14 protein-coding genes are annotated in these 24,469 nt (G+C 41.1%); 9 read left to right on the top strand and 5 right to left on the bottom strand.

The features are described from left to right. Window positions 1–114 precede the first annotated feature (114 nt). From QQK00_RS17565 to QQK00_RS17595, 7 genes are all read left to right on the top strand, one after another. Entirely contained in the window at window positions 115–705 is a 591-nt protein-coding gene (locus tag QQK00_RS17565; protein WP_284218987.1) for an SPOR domain-containing protein, read from the top strand. A 135-nt stretch (window positions 706–840) separates the two neighbouring features. Further along, the gene (locus QQK00_RS17570) at window positions 841–1,920 is read left to right on the top strand and encodes a hypothetical protein (RefSeq protein ID WP_284218988.1); all 1,080 of its coding nucleotides are present in this window, start codon (window positions 841–843) and stop codon (window positions 1,918–1,920) included. Window positions 1,921–1,984: 64 nt separating this feature from the next. Further along, complete coding sequence (locus QQK00_RS17575; protein WP_284218989.1) at window positions 1,985–3,310, top strand: glycosyltransferase; 1,326 nt, start codon at window positions 1,985–1,987, stop codon at window positions 3,308–3,310. 128 nt (window positions 3,311–3,438) lie between these two features. Then, window positions 3,439–3,963, top strand: a complete 525-nt coding sequence (gene hslV, locus QQK00_RS17580) for an ATP-dependent protease subunit HslV (protein ID WP_284218990.1) — start codon at window positions 3,439–3,441, stop codon at window positions 3,961–3,963. Between the two features lie 25 nt (window positions 3,964–3,988). Then, window positions 3,989–5,317: an ATP-dependent protease ATPase subunit HslU gene (gene hslU / locus QQK00_RS17585; RefSeq protein ID WP_284218991.1), complete on the top strand. Its 1,329-nt coding sequence runs from the start codon at window positions 3,989–3,991 to the stop codon at window positions 5,315–5,317. Between the two features lie 336 nt (window positions 5,318–5,653). Then, window positions 5,654–7,447: an autotransporter assembly complex protein TamA gene (locus tag QQK00_RS17590; RefSeq protein ID WP_284218992.1), complete on the top strand. Its 1,794-nt coding sequence runs from the start codon at window positions 5,654–5,656 to the stop codon at window positions 7,445–7,447. A 3-nt stretch (window positions 7,448–7,450) separates the two neighbouring features. Continuing rightward, window positions 7,451–11,410 carry a translocation/assembly module TamB domain-containing protein gene (locus QQK00_RS17595; RefSeq protein ID WP_284218993.1) on the top strand — a complete coding sequence of 1,320 codons (3,960 nt, stop codon included), beginning with the start codon at window positions 7,451–7,453 and terminating at the stop codon, window positions 11,408–11,410. Window positions 11,411–11,509: 99 nt separating this feature from the next. Here the strand turns inward: QQK00_RS17595 and QQK00_RS17600 are convergent, their stop codons facing one another. The 3 genes from QQK00_RS17600 to QQK00_RS17610 all read right to left on the bottom strand — a co-directional run bounded on the left by QQK00_RS17600 (window position 11,510) and on the right by QQK00_RS17610 (window position 16,530). After that, the gene (locus tag QQK00_RS17600) at window positions 11,510–11,746 is read right to left on the bottom strand and encodes a helix-turn-helix domain-containing protein (RefSeq protein ID WP_284218994.1); all 237 of its coding nucleotides are present in this window, start codon (window positions 11,744–11,746) and stop codon (window positions 11,510–11,512) included. A 351-nt stretch (window positions 11,747–12,097) separates the two neighbouring features. After that, a complete protein-coding gene (locus tag QQK00_RS17605; RefSeq protein ID WP_284218995.1) occupies window positions 12,098–15,469 on the bottom strand; it encodes an amidohydrolase family protein in 3,372 nt (1,123 codons plus the stop codon). Window positions 15,470–15,594: 125 nt separating this feature from the next. Continuing rightward, a complete protein-coding gene (locus QQK00_RS17610; RefSeq protein WP_284218996.1) occupies window positions 15,595–16,530 on the bottom strand; it encodes a hypothetical protein in 936 nt (311 codons plus the stop codon). A 384-nt stretch (window positions 16,531–16,914) separates the two neighbouring features. Between QQK00_RS17610 and QQK00_RS17615 the strand changes: the two genes are divergently transcribed. After that, window positions 16,915–18,171: a sensor domain-containing diguanylate cyclase gene (locus QQK00_RS17615; protein WP_284218997.1), complete on the top strand. Its 1,257-nt coding sequence runs from the start codon at window positions 16,915–16,917 to the stop codon at window positions 18,169–18,171. 24 nt (window positions 18,172–18,195) lie between these two features. On the opposite strand, the gene cysG is transcribed toward QQK00_RS17615, so the two are convergent. Then, a complete protein-coding gene (gene cysG, locus QQK00_RS17620) occupies window positions 18,196–19,581 on the bottom strand; it encodes a siroheme synthase CysG (RefSeq protein ID WP_284218998.1) in 1,386 nt (461 codons plus the stop codon). Between the two features lie 114 nt (window positions 19,582–19,695). Then, the gene (locus tag QQK00_RS17625) at window positions 19,696–21,438 is read right to left on the bottom strand and encodes a DEAD/DEAH box helicase (RefSeq protein ID WP_284218999.1); all 1,743 of its coding nucleotides are present in this window, start codon (window positions 21,436–21,438) and stop codon (window positions 19,696–19,698) included. 189 nt (window positions 21,439–21,627) lie between these two features. Here QQK00_RS17625 and prsT point away from each other — a divergent pair, with 189 nt between their 5' ends. Beyond that, window positions 21,628–24,423: an XrtA/PEP-CTERM system TPR-repeat protein PrsT gene (prsT, locus tag QQK00_RS17630; protein WP_284219000.1), complete on the top strand. Its 2,796-nt coding sequence runs from the start codon at window positions 21,628–21,630 to the stop codon at window positions 24,421–24,423. The last annotated feature ends 46 nt before the right edge of the window (window positions 24,424–24,469 follow it).

The raw sequence follows: 24,469 nt of genomic DNA on the forward strand, positions 1-24,469 counted from the left end.
TCAGCACAAAGCGTCAAGTTTGTAGTTTAAAATCTTTTTATAGCATTTATACTATGCAGCCCCCTATGCGCAATTAGGTATGGGGTTCAATAAAAATAATAGTTGCAGGGAATTATGGCGCATCAAGACTATGTAAAACGTGGGCAAGCTAAAAAGCGACACACAAAAAATTCGAAAAATAAAAAAAATGCATCGCATCAAACACCATGGTTTCGCATCACGATCGCGTCTCTGTTGGTTGCAGGGTTTGTTTTTGGTTTGTATTTTTTGCAGTCAACGCCCAACAGTAGAAAAGAGGATATCGCCAATAAGCCTAGTCACAATGCCGGTTATGACGAAATACCTTCATCAAAAGCTAATGATGTTACTAAATACGAAGCAGATGATTTACCGGTATTAAAAGAAGAAGAGTGGGCCTTCATAGATGCTTTACCAGAATATTCAGTTGAAGTAGATGTTGAAGAACTGCCTAAATCAGATAAAAAATACATTATGCAGTGCTTCTCGGTACGTACAATGGAAAAAGCTGAAGCACTTAGAGCTAAAATCGCGTTTCAAGGCTTAGAAGCAAACGTTGTAGAAAGTAATGGTAGTAATGGCCGGTGGTTCAGAGTCGTACTTGGTCCATATGATAGGAAGCGAGCAGCGGAAAAAGATAGACATCATTTAAGAAGAGCTAAAATACCGGGTTGTATTATTTGGTAGGCAGATCTTTTCAGTTAATTTATTGCTTTTTTTTCCAACATGCCGATATATTGATTTGAAATTGACGAGCTCACACAAACGTATTGATCTGCAAGTACAGTTTGTCAGTCTTAAAGAACAAGGAATATCAAAGAGATGCAAGTACAGGACACACCTAATAAAGCGTCGAAAATAGCTTTTTTACCTTTGGTTGGATTGCCTTCAACCGAGTGGGTGGGCAGCGACGTTGCTAAATATCTTGAAGAGCATTCTGATGTTGATATTCTGCGACTTGACAAATTCGAAGAGCATGTTGACGCGGATGCCATTTTTATTTTTAAGCTGTTGCCATCCCTTAGTTGGTTAATTACGCAAAAAAAACGTGGCAAAAAAATCGTATATTTTCCAATCGACTATTTTTACCTGCCTGAAATTGTAAAAAGAGATCGTTCAAAGCTTTTATGTATCGATTCAATCGCCTTACATAATATGCGTCTCAAGAAATACTTGGGTTTATATTGTCATGATTTTCATGCTGTCGACCACCATTTAAAATATCACTTAGATAAAAAACGCGAATATATTGAAGATGGATTTGTGCTTTGGATTGGTCATCTTGAGTATCTCCCCCCCTTGTTTGATATCCTTGATAAAGTCAGTATTCCTTTCCCGTTAAAGATTCTCACTGATCTTGAAAACTTTGAGGGCAAGTTACACTTTTTGTCGGACAAACTTGGTGCAGGCGCAGTGGTTAAGACAGACGGGCAATGGTCTGCAAAAGGGTATGTTTTAGAGCAGTGGTCCGCAGAAAAGCAAAACGAATATATGCAAACGTGTAAAGCGGCTTTCGACAACAAATCTGAGAGTTTTGCGCATCAAAACAAGCCACCAACGAAAGCACAACAGTACATATATAATCGAATTCCATTCGCTATTGGTAAAACCTCGTATAGTTATGAGTATTTTGCTGACAAAGGCTTAGAAACGCCTAGTCCGGAACAAATCGACGACTGGTTGTCTCGTGACTACTTTGACAGATTGAATACGTTTGTTGATAACAATTTGCACACCCAAACGTTAACAACGGTCGCCGCCAACTACATTGATATCGCCGGTAAAACCGCGCTGCGGCAGTTAAGGTCGACTTTTCTATTAAAGGTTTATTGGGCATTCGATAATATTGAATATATTATTCGACGTGTCATTCAAAAAAGCATCGAAAAATTGCATAAGTAAAACAGTAAATCTGTACTGGGTAATTGTACTAAGTAATATAACCGTTGCGTTAAAAGAGATTAATGTGAATATTAAAAAGCATATTTTTAAAAGCAATCTGTCAGAATTTTTAAAACATGATCTAAAGTTTTTGATGTTGCCATTGAGTTGCCTTTATCTGCTAAAAGCAATTTGGTTTTTAATCAACAAGAACACGCTGTTGGCAGTCGAAACATTGTCTAAATTACATCGCACTGCTTGGTTAGGCAGTGAAATTGCAGTTATTTTTTTAGTCAGAAAATTTGTATTGAACGATACATCCGCCAAGCAGCGTTTTTTGGCCAGTTTGGTCACTCGAATAGAACCAGTCGACAATACTCAGCGGTATTTTGAAGATCCACTGAATATATTTGATGGCGTTTGTTTAATTATTAAAAGCCCGACAAACGATACCAAAGGCGTCATTATAGTTAAGTATTCCTTTTACTTTCCTTTGTTATTTAAACTATTTGATATGCCTAGCCTTGCCCAGAAGTATCATTTTGTACTTGAACCAAGCTGGGCCGGTACCTGTGAACCGGGTATTTTGGCGTATTCAACGCTGGAGTTTCCTGTGTTTGTGATGGCTTATGAGCAACGAGATTTTGATTTTTTAGATCGCTTAGATGGCAACCTTAAACCCTTACTTTTAAGTTCAAATTGGTGGGTTAATCACAATAATTTTATGCCAAATGATGGCATAGAGCGTGACATAGACATTATCATTGTATCAGGTTGGGCAACATTTAAACGGCATCATAAGATTTTTGAGGCCTTAAAGAAGCTTAAGGCAGAGATGCCAAATTTCAGTGCGGCATTAGTTGGCTACCCTCATGATTTGACACTTACCGACTTAAAATCACTTGCCGAGCATTTTGAAATAGATGAGAACCTCAGTTTTCATGAATGGATAGAACCTGCAGAAGTAAGTAAGTTATTCGCCAGAGCTAAAGTTAATTTACTTTGGTCGAGGTTTGAAGGCCTAAATCGAAGCATTATCGAAGGCATGTTTTGCAATACTCCGTGCATTATGAGAGAAGGTTTTAACTACGGTCAAAAATATAGTTATATAAATGAAAAGACAGGTCGTTGGGCGACAGAAAATACCTTAGTTCAACATCTTAAAGAAATGATACATAGTACAGAGGCATTCTCACCGAGAGCCTATGTACTAGAAGGACACAATTGTCACAAAGGCACCAGTATCTTACAGGAAGGTATTAACAATGCTATCGACGAATGTGAACACATCGACAATCTTGCAGTAAAAATAAACGAACTACATGGCATGGCGTATTTTAACGAAGAAGACCAACATAAATTTGACGAAGATATTCTAAATTGCAAGGGGTATATCCGTCTGGTTAAATAGTTTATACCGGCCGATGGTGATCGTTATACATGTATATTTGTAGTCTTGAAATTTTAATTATTTACCCCATCTATTCCTCATTCTGCCTTCTTATATAGATAAAAGGCGTAGATTTCGGGAGTAATTAAATGACAACGATTGTATCTGTTCGCAGAGGTAATCAAGTAGTCGTCGCAGGTGACGGTCAGGTTTCATTGGGTAATACCGTAATGAAAGGCAACGCGCGCAAAGTTAGACGTCTGTATAACAATAAGGTGATTGCTGGTTTTGCTGGTGGTACCGCGGATGCGTTTACTTTGTTCGAACGATTCGAGAGTAAACTTGAAATGCATCAAGGCCACCTAACAAAAGCGGCAGTTGAGTTAGCTAAAGATTGGCGGTCAGACCGTGCATTACGTAAACTTGAAGCCCTTCTTGCGGTGGCTGATCATAGCGCATCGCTTATTATCACCGGGAATGGGGATGTTATTCAACCTGAGCATGATTTAATTGCGATTGGTTCTGGTGGACCATTTGCTCAAGCTGCGGCAACGGGTTTGATTGAAAATACTGAACTCGAAGCTGAATCCATTGCCACAAAAGCCCTCGCAATTGCTGGAAATATATGTGTGTACACAAACCAGCACCATACTGTTGAAGTTTTAGACTTCTAACGCTGGTAAAAAAGGTAATTATTATATGTCGGAAATGACACCCAGAGAAATTGTCCACGCATTGGATAATCATATTATTGGCCAAGCGGACGCAAAACGAGCGGTTTCAATTGCGCTTCGCAATCGTTGGCGTCGTATGCAATTGTCGCCTGAACTTCGCCAAGAAGTCACACCTAAAAACATCTTAATGATTGGTCCTACCGGTGTAGGTAAAACCGAGATTGCTCGACGTTTAGCCAAAATGGCGAATGCGCCATTTATTAAAGTCGAAGCCACTAAGTTCACCGAAGTTGGCTATGTTGGTAAGGAAGTTGAGACCATTATTCGTGATCTTGCTGACATTGCCGTTAAAATGACAAAAGAAGAGGCGTCTAAAAAAGTACAGTTTAGAGCTGAAGAAGCTGCGGAAGATCGTATCTTAGACATTTTAATTCCTCCACCTGAAAATGCATTTGGAGATAAAGAGCCTGTTGAAGAAAAAGGTGCTCGCCAAGCATTCCGTAAAAAGTTGCGAGAAGGCAAACTTGATGACAAAGAGATTGAAGTCGATGTTGCAGCGCCGCAAGTGGGTGTCGAAATTATGGCGCCTCCTGGTATGGAAGAAATGACTAATCAACTTCAAGGCATGTTCCAAAACTTGTCCGGAGATAAGAAAAAGAAGAAGAAGCTGAAAATCAAAGACGCGTTTAAAGTCTTAGTTGAAGAAGAGTCAGCGAAATTAGTTAATCAAGAAGACTTAAAAGAACAGGCAATTGATTCCTTAGAGCAAAATGGGATTGTGTTTGTGGATGAAATAGACAAAATCTGTAAACGTGAAGGTACTGGTTCTGCTGACGTAAGTCGAGAAGGTGTACAACGTGACCTATTACCGTTGGTCGAAGGGTCAACCGTCTCTACAAAGCATGGTATGGTAAAAACGGATCACATTTTGTTCATTGCTTCTGGCGCATTTCAAATGGCAAAGCCTTCAGATTTAATCCCTGAATTGCAAGGGCGTTTACCTATTCGAGTTGAATTGTCTGCGTTAACCGTGGGGGATTTTGTTCGTATATTGACCGAGCCAAACGCATCGTTGACAGAACAATATAAAGCCTTGTTGAAAACCGAAGGTGTGGACATCGAGTTTGTTGAAAGTGGTATTCGCCGTATCGCTGAAGCCGCATGGCAGGTCAACGAAAAAACGGAGAACATCGGTGCAAGGCGTTTGCATACCGTGATGGAACGTTTAATGGAAGAGATAAGTTTTAATGCGTCTGATAAGAGTGGAGAGTCTTACACTATCGATGATGCATATGTAAATGAACACTTAGAAGCGTTGGTCGATAATGAAGACCTTAGTCGCTTTATATTGTAACACGCCGATAATTTTGTCGTGAGTTCTGCAATATGAGAAAGGCGCTGATGTAGTTATATTCAGCGCCTTTTTACTCTTCCATGAGTTGCCATCCGTGGCAATATTTGCGTCTATGCAAATGATTTTATGTTATATTGCGTCCTTGCCTTAACTCATCAATCCCTTGAATAAATTTTTACTTCCATGTGTTAAACTTCTATATCAAAAAATATAAAAGTAATGCTTCCTTGCGCTGATTTTGCTGCCTCCGTGCAGTGATAGGTATAATATTGATTTATCTAGTTAGGTGAAACTGGACGTGAGGATTGTTTCGAGTTTTTAGAGGATCATTTTATTTTGCTAAGAGCAATTTACATCATTGGATTGATGTTCGTTTTTGCAGTTTCCCTTACTATTACTACCTCAGCGTTAGCGCAGCAGCGTTTTGATATCGAAGGGGTGGATGATGGTGCGATTGAAGACAATATTCGATTACATCTAAAAGATACAGCTACACCAACCAGTGCATTTAATAAAGATAAGTACATTGAGACGCTTCAAGGGAAAGTGGCAATCGCATTGCAAGCTTTCGCATACTACGATGCCGTTGTAGAGATTGAAGAACGAACGCCCCCCGGAGAGTCGCCCTATTGGCATATCCTCATTGCTCTTGGCCAACAAACGACTGTCGACAAGGTTGTATTACTGCATGATGTAGAGCAAGTGCCTCTTAAAGCACGACCTAAAGAGCTAACAGCAATCATTCAAGAGGTCAGAGCATGGGAAGGTAAAATACTTGACCATGGTAGTTACGAATCTCTTAAAGCAAAATTGAGAGCGTACAGTGTGCTCTATGGCTTTTTTGACTTTAGTTTTCCTTTACATAAATTAATTGTTACACCCGGGAAACAGGGTGAAACGAGCAGTGCAACCGTGCATTGGATTTTTTATTTTGGTCAGCGCTATACGTTTGGTGATTTGATTTACCTCGAACAAAACGTAGGTAGCGAATTGGTTGAGCGCGTTAAGCCATTTAATACAGGCGATTTTTTTTCACAGGCTAAAGTCAGTGAACTCTCTATGGCAATGCAAAGTACCGGGTATTTTCAAAATGCAATCGCGCGAGCAAATGCTGAAAGAACTGTTGATTTCCAAGTGCCAATAGAGGTTATTTTAGCAACGCGCCCGCGCGACAATTACGAATTTGGTATTGGTGTGTCAACGGATACCGGACCAAGATTTACGCTTGATTGGTCCAGGCCGTGGGTAAACTTAGATGGCCATTCAATGAATGCAAGTTTGTTACTTTCCGAACCACGCAAATCCTTAGAAGTTGGATATCGAATTCCTACTGGAAATCCCTTAAAAGATTTCATCGACATTCAGCTTGGTTTTCAACAGATTGATGAAAACCAAACCGCCAGCGATCGTTTTAGTATTGCAGTGCAGCGTCAATACGGAGAACGCTTTAAAGGAGAGTGGGATTTAATTGCTTTTTTGCGTTATACACAAGAAAACTTTCGCCAAGGGTTAAATGAAGAGCGTCAGACGACCCGTTTGTTCTTGCCGGGTGTGACGTTTAGCCGGTTAAGGAAAAAGGGCGACCTATTTGTTGAGTGGGGCGATCGGCAACAAATAACACTGTCTGGTGCGAGTCAGTCACTTTTGTCAGATATAGATTTTGCAAAACTATTAATTCGGACAAAATGGATAAGGGAATTTGATAAACATCGATTAATTATGCGTGCTGATGTCGGTGCAATATCTACCAGTGATTTTGAACAAGTCCCTTCAAGTGAACGCTTTTTTGCTGGTGGCGATCAAAGTATTCGTGGCTTTGGGTTGAATGAAGTGTCGGATTTTCGCTTTGAAGAGGTCGATGGTGAACAAAAGCCTGAACTTATTGGCGGCCGATACTTAAGTGTTGGCAGTGTGGAATATGCATATTTAGTGCACGCTAAATGGCGGGCGGCAGTTTTTGCTGATGCCGGGAATGCAAGCGGAGAATTTGCAGAAGACATAGCGTGGGGGGCAGGACTAGGTGCTCACTATTTATCGCCAATTGGGAACATAAGAGTTTACGTCGCGAGAGGCAGCAGTAAGTTGGAAAAGCGGTGGGGTATTCACTTGATCATTGGGCCGGGGGTGTAACTAATGGTTTCAACGTTGAGTAAGTACTTAGCTTACATCTTTCTTTTTGTCGTATTTTTTATTTTTGCATTGCTACTATTTATCCCGACAAACTGGGGGATGCAAATCGCAGGGTACTTTGGTAAACAAAGTGAAATTATAGATTATCGAGAAATAGACGGCAGTTTGTATGGGCAACTGCGCATTACTGATTTAAACATCAGTGTTCCAGCGGCTACCGTTGATATATCCTCTGTATCCCTAGATTTAGGCATAACTTGTTTGTTTGACGTTAAGGTATGCATTAAGTCTTTTCAAATGGGCGACTTGCGCGTGCAGCTACATGATGTTGAATCGAATGAATCGCCTTCACAACCCATTGACGAATATATTGTATTGCCCGTAGACATTGAGCTTGATGATTTTTCTTTTGCGTCTTTAAGCGTTTTTGCAGCTGATACAAAACCAATCATTGGCATAAAGCAATTTAATACAGAGTTATACGCAACGGGCAGTCGTCTACATATTCCTTCAATGAGTTTAGCGACTGTCACTACTTATATTAACGAAGACATTGAAAAAACAACGACTAAAGTGAAGGCCCAAGAGTTGCCCTCTAATAAGCTTAATTTTTCATTAGCTAAGCTTGCAAAGCAGCTAGAGTCTGCGCCAAAAATCACTATCCCAAAAATTTTCGTTCCCCTAGACATATTGATTGATAGTTTACGTGTGAATGAAATAAATCAAATTGATACGGACAGTGATAGCGAAACCCCCTTGCTAAGTGACGCGTCTTTATCATTGTCTATTTTGAAACAAAAAATAGATTCAAAGATTACTGTATTCGTTGATAGTGCGTTAAGTGGCGTGGATGCCAGTGTTGCCTTCTCCCTAGACTTAGCGGACAACTTTCAGCATACATTTTCCACTGCTTTGACAAATGATGGTATTCCACTAACACTCAAAGGTAACGGGAATATAAATACAACGGCAATAGAGTTAAGCTCGGTAGGTGAGCAGATAGCGAAAGCTGATGTTGCTCAAGATTTTTCTAAGGAAAATTTACCGCTTAGCATTGAGTTGGCAATAAATTCTATTGATGCTATTTATGCATTTTTAAAATTAGAGCAGGTGATTGATTTTGAACCTAGCCGTCTGGATTTACAGGGTAATTGGCAAGCAGGTTATCAACTCACCGTTGATGCCGACGTGATGCACCCGGCGCTATCTGCGAAGCAAAACAATGCTTCAACATCTTCGGTCGACGCAAAAGTAACACTAGCACCCGAACAACAGATCTTTGATATCGAACAATTGACTACGTCAGGCGAAATTGGCGAGTTTACCTTTGTAGGTAAATCTTCATTGCATAAAATAAATGATGACACGAGCCAGACTGCGGCAATGATTGGACAGGATAGTTGGGAAGCCAATAACAAGTACAATATTGCAATCAACAATGTAATGTTATCCATCTTTGATGAGAGTTTACCGGAAAATATTACAGGAAATTTGGTGTTTGATAGCCGTTTGAGTGAAAACGAATTGAGTTTTTCGTTGCTATGTGATGAGTTAAAAGCACAAGCAAAGGCGCGTGATTTTTCATTTAGTTGCGACGTAAGTTTTGCTGAGTCTGGCGAGTTAAATATTCATCGAATAGCAGCTAAGGCAGGTGACAATGATGTGTTTTTAGATGGCAATGTGAACTTGCCATCATCAAGGCTTTGGGCGTTTGACTCGTCTTGGTTAGATAAATTAACAAGTCGTCTTGAGTTTACAATTGATGCGCCAAACCTTGAGCAACTAATGCCCGATTTAACGGGAACAGCCATGTTAGATGGTAAGATAACGGGCAACATAGTGTCGCCAGAAATCGATGTTGCGGGCAATGTCAGCGATGTTGCCTATCAAACTACAGAAATATCTTCGGCTCAAATCAAGGCCGTTATCAGTAGCGCAGAAAATTGGAAATCAGACATTTTACTATCTGCTTCTGATGTTACGCTCGATCAGCAAACAATTGAGACGGCAGAAATTACCGTCCAAGGTGATTTAAGCGCACACAACATGCGTATTGCTTTAATTCATTCAGACCTTAAGGTGTCACAAAACATTAAGGGCGGGATAAACACTTTAGACAACCCTGTTTGGAAAGGGCAATGGACCGACGGAAATATTACTCATGACGTTATTACGCTCGCGTTAAAAGATCCTATTAATATAAATGTAGACCTTAAGAAGCAAACTTTAAGCGTAAGTCAACATTGTTGGCACGATCCCAGTCAACAGGCATCTACGCAACTATGTGTTGACGATGTGGACTATGCAGATGGTTTTTCTCGTTTTGGAGTAAACCTATCTTATAACCTTTCTGCTGCAGCCAACTATGCCTTACCAGAACTAATTATGGATACAAGTGATTTGCCGCTTACTACCAGCTTGAGCGGCACATACTCGACAACAGATGGGTTAAGAGCACAAGTATCGAATGTACTGAGAGGGCGTTTAGACACGCCACAACACCAACTAAATCTGACGGCTATTGTCGCAAATTTAGATATTATCGATAATCAAGTAAAGGCAAACGTATTTGCCGGTACCCAAAAGTCCGGCACATTGGGCGTTAAATCTGAACTATCTCTATCTCCTCAAGACCGCAAACATGTCGGCCAACTCGGTATAAATAAGTTTGACTTGTCTGTACTGCAGCGCTTCCTTCCTATTATTGATTCTTTGAAAGGAGACGTAAACGCGAATATTGGCTTTAATGGCGACTTAACTGAACCAAATCTAAGTGGGGAGTTGACGATTGATGAGGCTGAGTTAATTCTTGATGCTTATGCATACCCCCTTACCCGGTTTAATCAAACACTCAGGTTTTCAGGCAGTTCTGCAGATATTGAGGGGGGCTTTTTTCTTGGTAAAGGAGAGGCCAAGTATGATGCGAAGATTGATTTTTTAGATGGTTTTAGTGCGTCTGGTAGTATCTTTGGTGAAGAATTACAATTTGCTTATCAAACGCAAAAAGCGAATGTTTCTCCAGATATTAAATTCGATATTACGCCCGATGATATTGTGGTGAAGGGGAAGGTAGTGATGGACGAGACTTTTGTGCGTATAGAATCATTGCCCGATAGCGCTGTGTCCCCTAGTGCCGACACTATTATTATTGGACAAGAGATACCACCGCCGGAAGTGCCTATTGGCATTGATGTTGATGTATCGTTGTTAGTTGACCCTGACGAAAAAGGCTTTGTAAAAGTAGAAGCCATGGGTTTATTTGCTGCCTTGCACGGCGATTTAAATGTAAAAGTTTTACAACGTCGTCGAACTACTGGTGATGGATATTTGCCGATGCAAACTTTGGTGAATGGGCAGATTAAGCTGCTTGAAGGGAGCTATGAAGCTTACGGCCAAAATTTGGAAATAAGGCGGGGTAGTATATTTTTTAGTGGTGAACCGAGCTTGCCACAGTTTGATATTTCCGCGATTCGCAATCCGCTTTACACAGAAGATGACGTTGTTGCCGGCTTGAATATTACTGGAAACCCGATCCTTCCGCGAGTCGAGTTATTTTCTGAACCGTCGATGACCCAAGCCAGACAGTTATCGTATCTGCTGCAGGGACAAGATATTTTAAGTTCGTCAAGTGGTGAAGAAACATCTATGAATACCAATATGATCAATGCTCTGGTTAATTTTGGCGTTGGCGGCAGTGAAAACAGAGTCGGTCAGCTTGGTCGCAAACTAGGATTTGATTCTCTTAATTTTCAGACAGCGGGGCAAGGAGACAATACGCAATTGCAACTTACTGGGCGTATTTCTGATGATTTGCAAATTACCTACGGGGTTGGTGTTTTTGATTCTGCGAGCGAAGTCATTTTAAAATATAAATTGCTACCCAAATTATTTGTACAGGCAAAAAGTGGTGTGAATAACGCGGTGAATTTGTTCTATCAGTTTAGTCATGGAAAGGTCGAGTAAGTGTTTGCAGCATCTAAATGAACGTTCGTAGTGTTAGTTTCAATTTAGGTGCTGCTGTTAACTCTTTTTTATAGGAGGATTACAACTTTACTTATCTTCTCAAGCGTAGATGACCAAATCACGATAATAATTGGCAATAAGTGCATGCCGGTTTCTAATTTGTAATTTGCGATATATGTTGGCGCAATGGAATTTAACCGTTCTCTCGCTGATAAAAAGCTGACACGCGATAAGTTTGTTGGGCAGGCCTTCCATAATTTTCATGGCAATTTGTTTTTCGCGTTTTGACAAGTTATCAATGCTTTCAAGTGTATTTGCTTTCTCTACATAATTCATATTTATTAATCCTTTAAATTGTTTTCCGATTTTGATATTGCCTAAGTGAGTAGTACTTATGTGAATAGCACCTAAATGAATATTACTTAAGTGTTAATCCACTTACTTCACGCAGCTGTTGTCTAGTCGAACAAGTTATCTTTGTTGACCTGATCTATTAAACCTAGTTTTTTCAACCAATACCGGTAAACAATGGTCAGGATATGACAAAAAGAGGACAAGTTAAGTTTTGTCCTCTTTTTGTTACTGAACGAAAGTCAGTTAGGTGGATTGTAAGTGTTTGAATATTCGACTTTTATCCGCGTAGCGCTGTTAAGAACGCCTGCGCGGACAAAAATTGGCTAAAGCAGATTAATGTACCCAATGGTAACGTTTTGCTTTTTCTTGCATTAACTGTTTAGTTTCATCTGGCATAAAACGCTTATTGTCCGACTCAAAAAAGAAGGCTGAGCGTTCTTTTTTGCTACCAAGTTCATTCATTGTGGTGGTGTCGTATACTCGGCCATTAATAATTGTGTGTGTCACATACTCACTGCGTGATAGATCTGCCAGTACATCACCATCGATAATAGCAATATCCGCAAGCTTTCCGACTTCAATAGAACCGATGCTCTCATCCATCCCTAGATGAATTGCCCCATCTATTGTGCCGCCACGAAGCGCTTCAAATGGGCGAAACCCACCTTGAGCCATGACCCATAACTCCCAGTGAGCACCTAAGCCCTCACGTTGTCCGTGTGCGCCAATCATCACACGCACACCTTTATCCCTTAGTGCTTTGGCATACTTGGCAACATCTACGTGATTGTATTGGTTATCTGGCGCAGTCGGCCTTCTAATCGAGCGACGGTCCACTAAAAAGCTAGGTACATAGCGCATTAAACGTTCGTTTTTCCATACTTCCGTGCGATCATAAAAGTATTCTTCACCCATCATACCGCCATAAGCGACAACAAACGTGGGTGTATACCCAAATTGAGTAGCCTGCCAAAGAGACGTCAAATCATCATAGCCGCGCGCTATAGGGATTGAGTGCTCTAATCCCGTATGTCCGTCGACGAGCATTGATATATTCTGCTGAAACTTACCACCACCTTCAGGCACGACCATCATTTCTTGTTTCAGTGACGCTAAGAGTACTTGTTGGCGTTGGTCACGCCTTGGCTGGTTGTAACTCTTCACCGAGATTGCGCCCATGTCTTTGAGACGTTGAACATGGTAATAAGCATCATCATAATCATTGATTTGAGCTTTGTATGCGAGGGCTTCCGCGCCATATAAAATGGTACCTGTAGAGTAAATACGCGGTGCGATAATTTTACCTGCGCGTTGCAATTCAGCCGCGGCCATAATTTCACTCGTATCATTGGAAGGGTCATGTATGGTCGTGACACCGAATGCCAAATTAGAAAATTGTGACCAATTTTGTTGAGGAATTATCTCATTGCTGCCCTGTGAACCATGGGCATGGGCATCAATTAGGCCAGGGATGATTGATTTACCTGTTGTATCAATGACTTTTGCATTCTCGGGTACCAGTACTTCGTTTTTAGTACCAACGTCAACAATACGGTTATCTTCGATGATTACTACGCCATCCTTGATTACCTCTTGTTGGTTGTCTGCATCACGCATTGTAATTACGGTGCCACCGACAAGGGCTTTAATATCTTTAGGTTTATCGGACGTATATTTGAATCCTAACTCAATACCGGCACTCTGTGGGTCTGGCAGTGTATCAGGTGCGTCGTTTCTATAGGCAAAAGCGTCATCCAGTGGGCGTTCGAAGTATCTAGGGCCATAAGACCAACCTAAGGTGTTACTACTATCTCGCCACGACATATAATTACCCGCGCGAGCGGAGAGTTTGGTAACCGGAAAACTAGTGATGTCTGGACCGATATTAAGCGTTTGACCCGTTTGTACAAATGGCATGGCATAGGTGTTATATTGGTGTACAAAGCCAATATATTTTCCATTTGTCGATAGTCGGTACTCACTAACTTTGTCTTTGCCGTCAAGGTGCACTATTTTATCTTTGCCTGCTAAGTCGACACTCGAAAATTTGGTTTCCGGGTAAGAACCGAACGCCGACTCGGTAAAATACACTCTTGTATTGTCTGAACCAAAGTGAGGTTCAAATCCTTTCTTGGCGACACGCTTAACGGATTTTTTATCCCTATTTAGCACGTAAATTCCCGGCTCAGTGCTATGACTTGGGTCGAGTAGGTAACCGCCTGTCGCTTTTCGGTAGGTAATTAATTCAGCATCATTTGAAAAGCTTGGTTCAACATAGTGTCCAGGACTGAGGCTGACAACTTTGCCTTTTCCACCTTTAGCGGAAACAACACGAATGCTGCCAAAGCTTTGATCATTCCACGTCGTGTATACAATGGATTTCCCATCTAAAGAGTAACGTGGGTAATATTCATCATGTTCATTTTGTTTGGTTAAGCGTTTTGTTTTACCCGACTTTATATTTTTGAGGTACAACTTTCCTAAGGCTTGAAATAGCACCGATTTACCATTGGGTGAGCGTTGCGCCCACCTAATCGCTTTTACATCAAACTCGTCAGGTGCAACATCTACTTTGAAACGCAGGGCGTCAGCGTATTTCACCGTCGTCGTAATATTGAGATCTACACTCGTCAGTGATTGGTCGGCTACGCTCAATTTATGAAATTTACCTCCTGTCCAAAACATGACTTGCTTGCTGTCAGGTGTCCAATCAAAATAGGCAAAATAACCTTCAGTGCCAAAGCCTTCTTGCATGTCTCTTTCTAGGGCTAAAAACAACGGTGTTTCACTACCTGTTTCTAAGGACTTAATAAAAAGTGCTGTTTTATTTTTTACGCGTCGAATGAATGCTATATGTTTTCCATCAGGAGATGGTGTTGGTACTACCGCGCCACCAGTACCCGAAATAAACCGCTCTTCTTCGCCCGTTTCTCGGTCGTAACGCGTGACCGCGAAAATGGATTTTAGAGGGTCTCTGTTGTATTCAAATCGTGAACCGGCACTTATGTCATGTGTATAATATATGTACTGGCCGTCATGAGAAAACACTGGATCTGCAATGTTCTGCTGTTCAATATTACCGTTTTCACGTTTTTTTATAGCGATGCCATCGCCACCACTTTTGTGAAACATCCAAATTTCACCTGCAGGAATACTGCGTGCAGACATAAAGCCCTTTGTAACCACAATATATTCACCATCTGGGCTCCACTTAGGCGAGTGAATTAAGTGTTTTTTCTCTTTTGTTATTTGGGTAATGTTTTTGCCATCAATATCCATAACCCAGACATTGGATAAGCCATCTCTGTCAGAAATGAATGCTACTTTTGTACCGTCAGGGCTAATACTTGGGTGAATATTCCATGCAAAGTCTTGAGTTAGTGGTGTAGCGTCACCACCATTTGTGCTCGCGATAAATATGTCACCTAACATGTCGAATACGAATTGCTTACCATTAGGTGCAATATCTAAACTCGACCAAGTTGTTTCATTTGTATTGATCGTCAAAGTGTTGAGTTCGAAGGGGGGATTAAGTACGTCCCAATCCGTGTATTCGCTCTTTTGTTCACTTTCATTCGTTTTTTCCTCAACTGCGGCGTACGTGCCCGAAAAAAATAAGGACGTTGATACGAAAGAGAGTGAGATGAATTTAAGGAAGTAATTTTTTGCCTTTTTGTTGAAGGTATTTTTGTGTCGTAGGTTCATATATTTTTCTTATTTTATTTATATTGCGGTCAAACAATAAGGGGAAATTGCGTTTTGTTCAAGCGTGGATGTTAACGTTCTACTTGCTGTATAACTGGATGTATCTCGTGCCTGTTCCGCCTAGCCTACAGTGAGGCCAATCTGTATTGACGATTTCTAATCGCCATGAGTGAGTCGTCGTCAGCTTCTCCAATTTTATAATAGGCAGGACCAGTCGGTTCGAGCAAAACATAAGGAATGCTGTCTGATGTAATGGTTTTCTCATTCGGTAATGCTCTGAGGCTTACGCCGAGTAAGGCGTGCTTCGGTAAAAGTATCATCTTAAGCTTAATTTGCTCGTTGTATGCTTTTAATATGGCCGCTAGTAGCGTCGATTTACTGTCGCAGTCTCCTCGGTTTTGCAAGATTAGGTCCTTGGGTGACGCAAAACCTGAACCATTGGACGATATTCGATTTCGTAAATCGTCATAAGGAATACTTTGTACCCAGCTCATCGCAATGGTGATGAATTCTCTATAATCTTTTTGATTCTCTTGAATACTCTTGATTGCATCGACAATGGAATTTAGCCCATCTTTACTGTCGTGTACGTACCTCGCAAAATCGTGCTGAATGGCTTTTTCTCCAAGAGGAGATGTATAAGTGAGGAAAAAGTTCTTCTCGTAAAACTCAGCTTTTACAGTATCTTGTAGCTCATCAATTTCTCTAAGGGTTTCCTTCGCTACTTTGTCGTTGGGCGCTCGTACTTGATATTCGGTGTTGAGCCCTAGGCGTTTGATAACAACTTGAATCCCTTCACCGGAAACATCCACTGCGTAACGCCTGATAGCCGCAACAATTTCTTGTTGCAGCAAGTCATTGTTGTAACGTATGGGAGAATTTGGCAATTGGTTTAAGGTGGCATTGGCTAGGGGAAATTGAATAGCATAGTGTTTTTCTCCATCGAACCATCGATACGAAAAAGTATGCCCTTCTACGTTGGATTTTTTTTGAAAGCCAAGTTGAGATGCTTGCGCATCTTGTGTCGCAAAAGCAGCGAGTATCGTTAATGTTATGAGCATCAAGCAGCTTATTGCCATGCGCAAAATATTTATATGCAGCGAATGCAACTGCTTTTGCATAACTACCTCAATAGATATTGGACCCTGTTCGTATTAACAAAATATCAGTAAAGATACCTTGGTTCAAAAGAAACAGTGAAGTAGACACTTCAAAAAAATAATAGTTAAGTATGAAAAATAATACTCAACTAAGTTTATTTACATATTCTAATGCGACTACTACTAGTAAAATGCGGTAAAAATACCTGTTGAATCTTCCATATCATGAACTGGCACAATGAATCTATCACCCGAAAAATCGGTGGACTTTCTACAGTACTATTATCCTTTATTCTAATTGTGATTTTGTATTCGATTATAAAACTATTAGAAATAGGCCAAGAAATGCGGGAGGTCGCGCGGGTAGATATTCCGTTGACAGAGGTACTTGCGGAAGTTGAAATTCTGCAACTTGAGCAACACTTGTTAATGGAACAAGTGCAACTGCATCAGATAAAGCAAAATCCGCAAGTAAATTTTGAGATGTTGAAAAGCAATTTTCAATCATTTTCAAAAAAACTGGATAGTGAGCTTTCTCGAGCTATTTCTCTAATTAGCAATGGTTTAGAAAGTGGCCAAATTAGTCAGCAGATTAATGAGCATCGCCAAGCACTTGAGGATATAAAAGCGTACCAAGCTCAGCATAAAGTTTTTCAGCAAGACGCAGGGAAAATACTATTGAGCTCCATTGATGGTGATACTGAGCTCGCAAACTGGCGTTCTCTCGAAGCGCAGGATAGTGCACTAGACAAGTTTGCTATTACTTTATTAAAACGGATTGAGACACTAACGGAAGATATTGCGAAAAACGCGGAAAAACATGAAAGAGAATTTCTTGCCATTAATACAGCACTAGGGGTCACTGCATTTTTTACGGGTATTTATTTAACAACTTATATAATTAGTTCATTCCGTAAACGGGTAAGCAGTATTCATGGCAAGATAGAGAGTTTGCAGGAATCAATTACAAAGCGAGAACCGTTGAGTATTTTCGATAAAGCTGCTCTTGAGGAACCTGCGGGCGCTGACGAATTGACTGACTTAGCTAACGATATCAATCAAGTCATGAGCAAGTATTCTGAGCAGATGACAAATAGATATCAATTGGAGGATCAGCTTATTCAACTGGCAACAACGGACAAGTTAACTGGCGCTTTTAATCGCCATAAGTGGGATGATTGCCTAGTAAACGAGTTAGAAAATGCCAAACGCAACGGCGCAATAAGCTTACTAATGTTTGATGTCGATTTTTTTAAAAAAGTTAATGACAAATATGGTCATGACGTAGGTGACAAAGTGCTTATTCACTTAAGTGAGTTGGTAAAGCAACACATTCGAAAAGCGGACAAACTGTTTCGCCTAGGTGGAGAAGAGTTTGCTATTATTGTTAGAGATTTAGATGTAATCCAAGCGAGTACTATGGCTGATAAACTTAGAGGCGTAATTGAGCAGACCTTGGAAGATGGGCTTCCAAGGTTTACGGTAAGTTTCGGCGTAACACAGTTTTTAAAAGATGACGATGTTGATAGTGTTTTTAAGCGCGTAGACCAGGCACTTTATGCATCTAAAAACGCGGGAAGAAACACCGTTACCACTCTCTAGATTTATGTATACCAGCTAGGCGTCTTATTGCCTAAACCAGTTTAATTGTTCATGTAAATTAACTACGCCACCAACGATAATAAGTGTGGGTGGTTTTACATTTGCTAACTCAGGGTGATTACAAATATCACTTAACTTACCGGTCACAATATTCTGATTTGCCCGCGTTGCATTTTCGACCAATGCTATCGGTGTTTCTTCATCCAAGCCGTGAGCGATCAGCGAGCGACAAATAATATTCAGGCCTGTTAAACCCATGTAAAATACGATGGTTTGATTTGGCTGCGCCAGTGTTTTCCAATTGAGATCAATTGAGTCATCTTTTAAGTGACCGGTGGTGAACACAACAGATTGCGCGTAATCTCTATGAGTAAGCGGAATACCGCCATAAGTAGCGGCGCCGGTAGCCGCTGTGATGCCCGGTACGACTTGAAATTCGACATTGTGTTTAATAAGCGTTTGGATTTCTTCTCCACCACGGCCGAAAATAAATGGATCGCCACCTTTTAGGCGAACGACTCTATTGCCTTCTTTGGCCAATTTGGCCAGCAATTCATTTATTTCGCCTTGAGGGATCGTGTGATTGCTCTTCGCTTTTCCGACATAGATTTTTTCGGCGTCGCGTCTTACAAGTTCTAATACTTCCTTAGACACTAAACGGTCGTATACAACCACATCTGCTTTTTGCATTAAGCGTAATGCTCTAAATGTCAGAAGGTCTGGATCTCCGGGGCCGGCACCAACCAAATAGACTTGTCCTTCAGTTTTTGCATCGTCTTTGAACGCAGCCAGTGTTTTTTCAAACTGCTGTTCGGCCAATGCTTCATTGCCTTGCAGTACGTTTTCGCCAATATCACCATCTAATACGTCTTCCCAAAAATACCGCCTTTCTGTGACAGATTTCAGTGCATGTTTGACTTTGTCTCGGAATTTTTCAGAAAATTTACCGAGTAAACTCACGTTTGCAGGAATAACAGATTCAAGTCTTTGACGCAAATAACGCAGCAGCACTGGCGCCACACCACCACTTGACATCGCAATAATGATTGGGCTTCTGTCGACAATCGACGGAGTGATAAACTTACACAGCGGTGTATTGTCTACCACGTTGACCAATATACCTTTGGCGTGCGCTAAATCATGTATTTCTTTATTTATGGTTTCATCGTCAGTGGCAACAAACACCATATTGATGCCGTCTAAGTCATCGGCTTCAAAAACACGTTCATGCAATGTAATCGAGTTGGTTTGAACGAGTTGATGTACTGTTTCACTTACCCATGGAGCGACAATAGATAATTGTGCTGAGGTTTTTAGTAATAATTCGCATTTACGCGCAGCTACTTCTCCAGCGCCTACAACTAGGCATTTCATATGTTGGGCGTCGACAAATATGGGGAAGTATTTCATAGTAAGTACTACTAAGGTTAAGTGTGTTTATTGGCTAAAGACCAATTATGCAAGGTCTTGTTATGCAAATAAACACACTAAATTGACTTTAATATAGCTAAAATGACTTTTAGACTAGCTCTTACGTGGACGTTTTGGTGGTTTATCACTCCATGCGCGTATATTCAGTCGCTGTCCAGATACACGTGCTTTTTGCAATACTTCCTGAGTTTCAGGCGGCATACCGTCAGGTAAATCGACAAGTGAATAACTCTCATGGATGTCAATTGCGCCGATGTACTGACTATCAATACCGGCTTCATTGGCTATTGCACCTACAATATTGCCTGGTTTTACACCGTGCACGTAACCAACATCTAAGCGATATCTTTGAAGGCCTTGTTCAGGTTTTCCGCGACTACGGACATTCGATTTACGTTCGCCTCGGTCATTTCCGCGAGGGCTTCTATCGCCTCGTTCGTTTCGCTTATTACTTCTGCCTTCGCGGGGTCCACGTTCTTCTCGCTGTGGTCTTGCGTTTAAGTCGGCGCTGTTAGATTCATCAAGAAACAAGGGTTCATCACCCTGAGCTACTTTCGCCAATGCAGCCATAATGCGTTCAGGTGCAGCTTCTGCTTCTGTGATGATAGTATCAATCAGCGGCATGAACGACTCTAAACTATCGTCCTCAATCGCATTCAACACATTACGCGTGAATTTTTCAACACGCGTTTCGTTTAATTCAGAAACGGACGGAATATCCATTTTTTCAATGCGTTGTTTTGTTGTTTTTTCAATAGAAAACAACAGGCGTTTTTCGCGATGAGATATGAATAATATTGCGTCGCCAGATCTGCCCGCTCGCCCAGTACGTCCAATTCTGTGTACGTAGGATTCTGTATCATACGGGATATCATAGTTGACTACGTGGCTAACACGTTCTACGTCTAATCCTCTCGCGACTACATCTGTTGCAACCAATATGTCGATAGAGCCTTTCTTTAAGCGATCGACAGTACGTTCACGAGAGTTTTGTGGAATGTCACCATTGAGTGGTTCAACATCGAATCCACGAGCACTCAATTTGTCCGCAAGTTCTAATGTTGCTGTCTTTGTGCGAACAAAAATAATCATGCCGTCGAATTCTTCAACTTCCATGATGCGCGTAAGTGCTTCTAATTTGTGATGCGGTGCTACCTGACAATATCGTTGTTTAACGGTGCTAGCCGTCGATGCTTTTGACGCAATCTTTATATGTTCAGGTTTGTTTAGATAACGATTGGCAATTTTCTTAATTTGCTCAGGCATTGTTGCAGAAAATAACGCCGTTTGTCTCTCTTCCGGCGCGTGAGATAAAATAAGCTCAACATCGTCAATAAAGCCCATGCGCAACATTTCGTCTGCTTCATCTAATACAAGAAATCTTAGGTTATTTAATTTCAGCGTTTTACGCTGAATATGGTCAATAATACGCCCTGGCGTGCCTACAACTACCTGAACGCCGCGCTTGAGTTGGCGAATTTGGTTATCGTACGATTGACCACCGTAAACCGGTAATACTTTGATTTTTTTAGAAAAGCTAGCATATACTTGAAATGCTTCTGCGACCTGAATGGCTAATTCGCGCGTAGGGGCAAGTACTAACAATTGTGGATGTAGTGCATCAGCATCTATGCGTGATAGCATGGGAAGCGCGAATGCCGCTGTTTTGCCCGTGCCGGTTTGTGCTTGACCTAGCAAGTCGTTCCCTTCGAGAAGAAGGGGAATACTTTTAGCTTGTATTGGTGATGGCTTTTCATAACCTACCTTTTCAAGCGCTTGCAATATTGGTGCAGGTAGGTCAAGGTCGGCAAATGTGATATCGACAGTGTCGGTCATTTTATAAATCCTGGTAAAACTAGAAATGGGGCAAAGCAGAGAGGATGCGAACGCCTATGAATTGACCGCATTATATGCTAAATGACAATGATATACCATTAAACTATTTAACAAAGCTGTGGTTTAATAGAATCAGTTAGAAAAGGTGATGCTTAGGTGTTACATGTATTTTTAATACGAGGAAGTTTTATGCAAGGTAGTAAGCGACGTTTTACGAAAAAAAGCGCTATTAAAGCGCTACTAAAACTGTCAGCAATTAGTGCGTTTTCAATCAGTTTATTAGCGTGTTCGGGTAAAACGGCAGATGAACATATTGAGCAAGCAAGAGTGTTTGCCGAACAAGGTGATACGCAAGCTGCTATTGTTGAACTTAAAAATGCCGTACAAGAGAATCCTCAGTTAGCCGCGGCAAGGTTTGAATTAGGCAAAGTATATTTAAGTACAAACAAATATGATTCTGCGGAAAAAGAATTGTCGCGAGCACTTGAGTTAGGGCAACCTGCAGCGGACGTCATTCCGTTATTGTCTCAAGCATATCAGCGGACCGGTGCCAATGTCGCCTTGTCTGAATTAGAAATCGATGAATCGCAGTTAACGAGTGTAGAACGATTAGAATTTGGCTACAGAAAGTTGCAATCGCTTGTTCAACTTGAAAAAAACGCTGACGCACGTAACTTAATTGATGACCTTCTACTCATTGAATCTACGTCTGTGTATCGAGGGCTAGTAAGTGCTGTCCAGCAGGTGTTGAATCAAGATTTTCCCGCTGCACTTGAAGTAGCAAAGACGCTTAAGGCACAAGCACCGCTAAATCGAGATGTATTGAATTTTACCGCACGGATGTACATTTTAAATGAACAAATGGGCGAAGCGACGAAAGTGTATGAGGATTACATTAAAGTTGCGCCGGATGATATTGAAATTAAGTTTGGACTTGCGAATATTCTTGTTGAGCAAGGTGAAACAGAGCGGGCTGAAGTACATATCGATGATTTGTTAGCTATAAACTCAAATAATGCGCTATTAAATCAATTGAAAGGGGTAACTCGAGCTGCCGCTGAAGATCATGCGGCAGCACTCGAATACAGTGAAAACTCAATAAAGTTTGGTCGAGCTGATCCTACTAGTCGACTCATTGCAGGCTATTCTGCGTTTAAGTTGGGTGAATTTGAAAAAGCGGTAGGGCATTTAGCATTTATCGCTGAGTTTTTACCTGACAATCATCCGGGCTTACGCATTTTAGCCGCAAGTCAATTACAGGCTAACATGGGCGATCAAACTGACGAAGTGCTTGCGCGTTTAGATAACATAACGGCTGAAGATGCCTCTCTATTTTCAAGAGCTGGCTACGAACTTCTTAAAGCTGGGGATGAAGAGGCCGCAAGAACAGTAATCGAACAGGCCGAAAAAATTAGTGAAACGGCCGACGATCTGACGCGCTTAGGTATTTTAAAGTTGTCTTTGAATGATGTAGAGGGCTTGCTTGATTTAGAACAGGCCGTAGATAAAGCGCCTGAGTCTGTTACCGCGAAAACTACTTTGGCATCAGCATATCTGTCTACAGGTCAATTAGATAAGGCACTTGCGCTCGCAAAGGAATGGCAGACTGCGGCAGCGGCCTCTGTCGACGGCTATTTACTTCAGGCTGAGGTGGAACAACGACAAGACGATTTTGTTGCATCACAATCAACACTCGATAAAGCAAAAACGCTAGCGCCCGAAAGTGAAGCGGTGCAGGTTGCTCAAATTAGATTATATCTTAGGCAAAGTAAGAATGAAGATGCGTTAACGGCGACGGAACAATTGTTGTCTAAATCGCCGTCAAACATCGTCGGGCTTGCCAGTTATTTTGCGCTAAAAGCGCAAAAAGGTAATTCGGCTGCTGCATATGAGAAAATTAAAGCGCAGCAGGCCGCCAACCCGGATAACGCGCCAATTAGACTACTCACAGCACGTGCTGCAATCGCAACTAACAACGTCAACGATGCAATCGATGTATTAGACGATATTAACGCAGATAAATCGTCACCTAACCAATATTGGGCACTATACGGCAGTGCGCTTTTACGCGCTAATAAAGTCAATGAAGCTGAAACGCATTACAACAAATGGGCTGAATTGTACCCAAATCAAGAAAGTGCAGTGTTGGGGCAATTGTTGATTTTAGATGGTAAGCGGGAATATGAAAAAGCATTAAATATTGCGACTAATTTTTTAGTTAGGGAAAACAATTTACAGGTTCAGTTTATACAAGCCTATTTATATGCGATGAATAACCGGTTGACCGAGGCGAAGAATGCCTTAAAGAATATTGATGAACAGTATATTCAACTTCCTTTCTTGCGTGGTGTAAAAGCCCGAATAGCCTTGCTTGAGAATAAACCCGAAGACGCGATTGACGACGCAAAAGTGGCTTATGATGCTAATCGCAACATAAATAATCTCTTGGTACTTACGCGTGCATATGACTTGACCGGTAAGTCTGACTTATCGTTTTCAGTTATTAAAGCACATAGTAATGATGCGCCGAGAGACGTCAGGGTGTTAATGCTATTGGGTGAACGCCAAATCCAGAAAGGGTCGATTGTTGATGCCATGTCAACATATGAACAAGTCATCGAAATTACGCCAAATAATTTTGTTGTGTTAAACAACCTGGCTTATTTGGCTATGGAAGAAGGTCAACTGGATAAAGCCGCTGAGTTATCTAAGAGAGCCTATGACATTCGCCCAGACAATGTGGCGACGGCTGATACTTACGCGCAAGTCTTGCTTAAGCAAGACAAAGTGGAGGATGCTGTAGATGTTTACAAAAGAGCTATCACTGATGAGGTTAAAAACGAAGAAATACTCTTGAACTTCGTAGAATCTCTTTTGTTGAGCGGAAACAAGCTTATCGCAGAGCGTAGGCTTAATGAGCTGAGCTTGCGTTCCCCTATTTCTAAAGATAGAGCTGAACAGTTAAAAAAAGATTATGATTTATAGGGTAATTTTTCTATTTTTGTAGTGTGTGATCTGTATGATCACACCG

Origin of the sequence: Agaribacter marinus (assembly GCF_030160655.1) — a bacterium.
Taxonomy (GTDB): Bacteria; Pseudomonadota; Gammaproteobacteria; order Enterobacterales; family Alteromonadaceae; genus Glaciecola; species Glaciecola marina.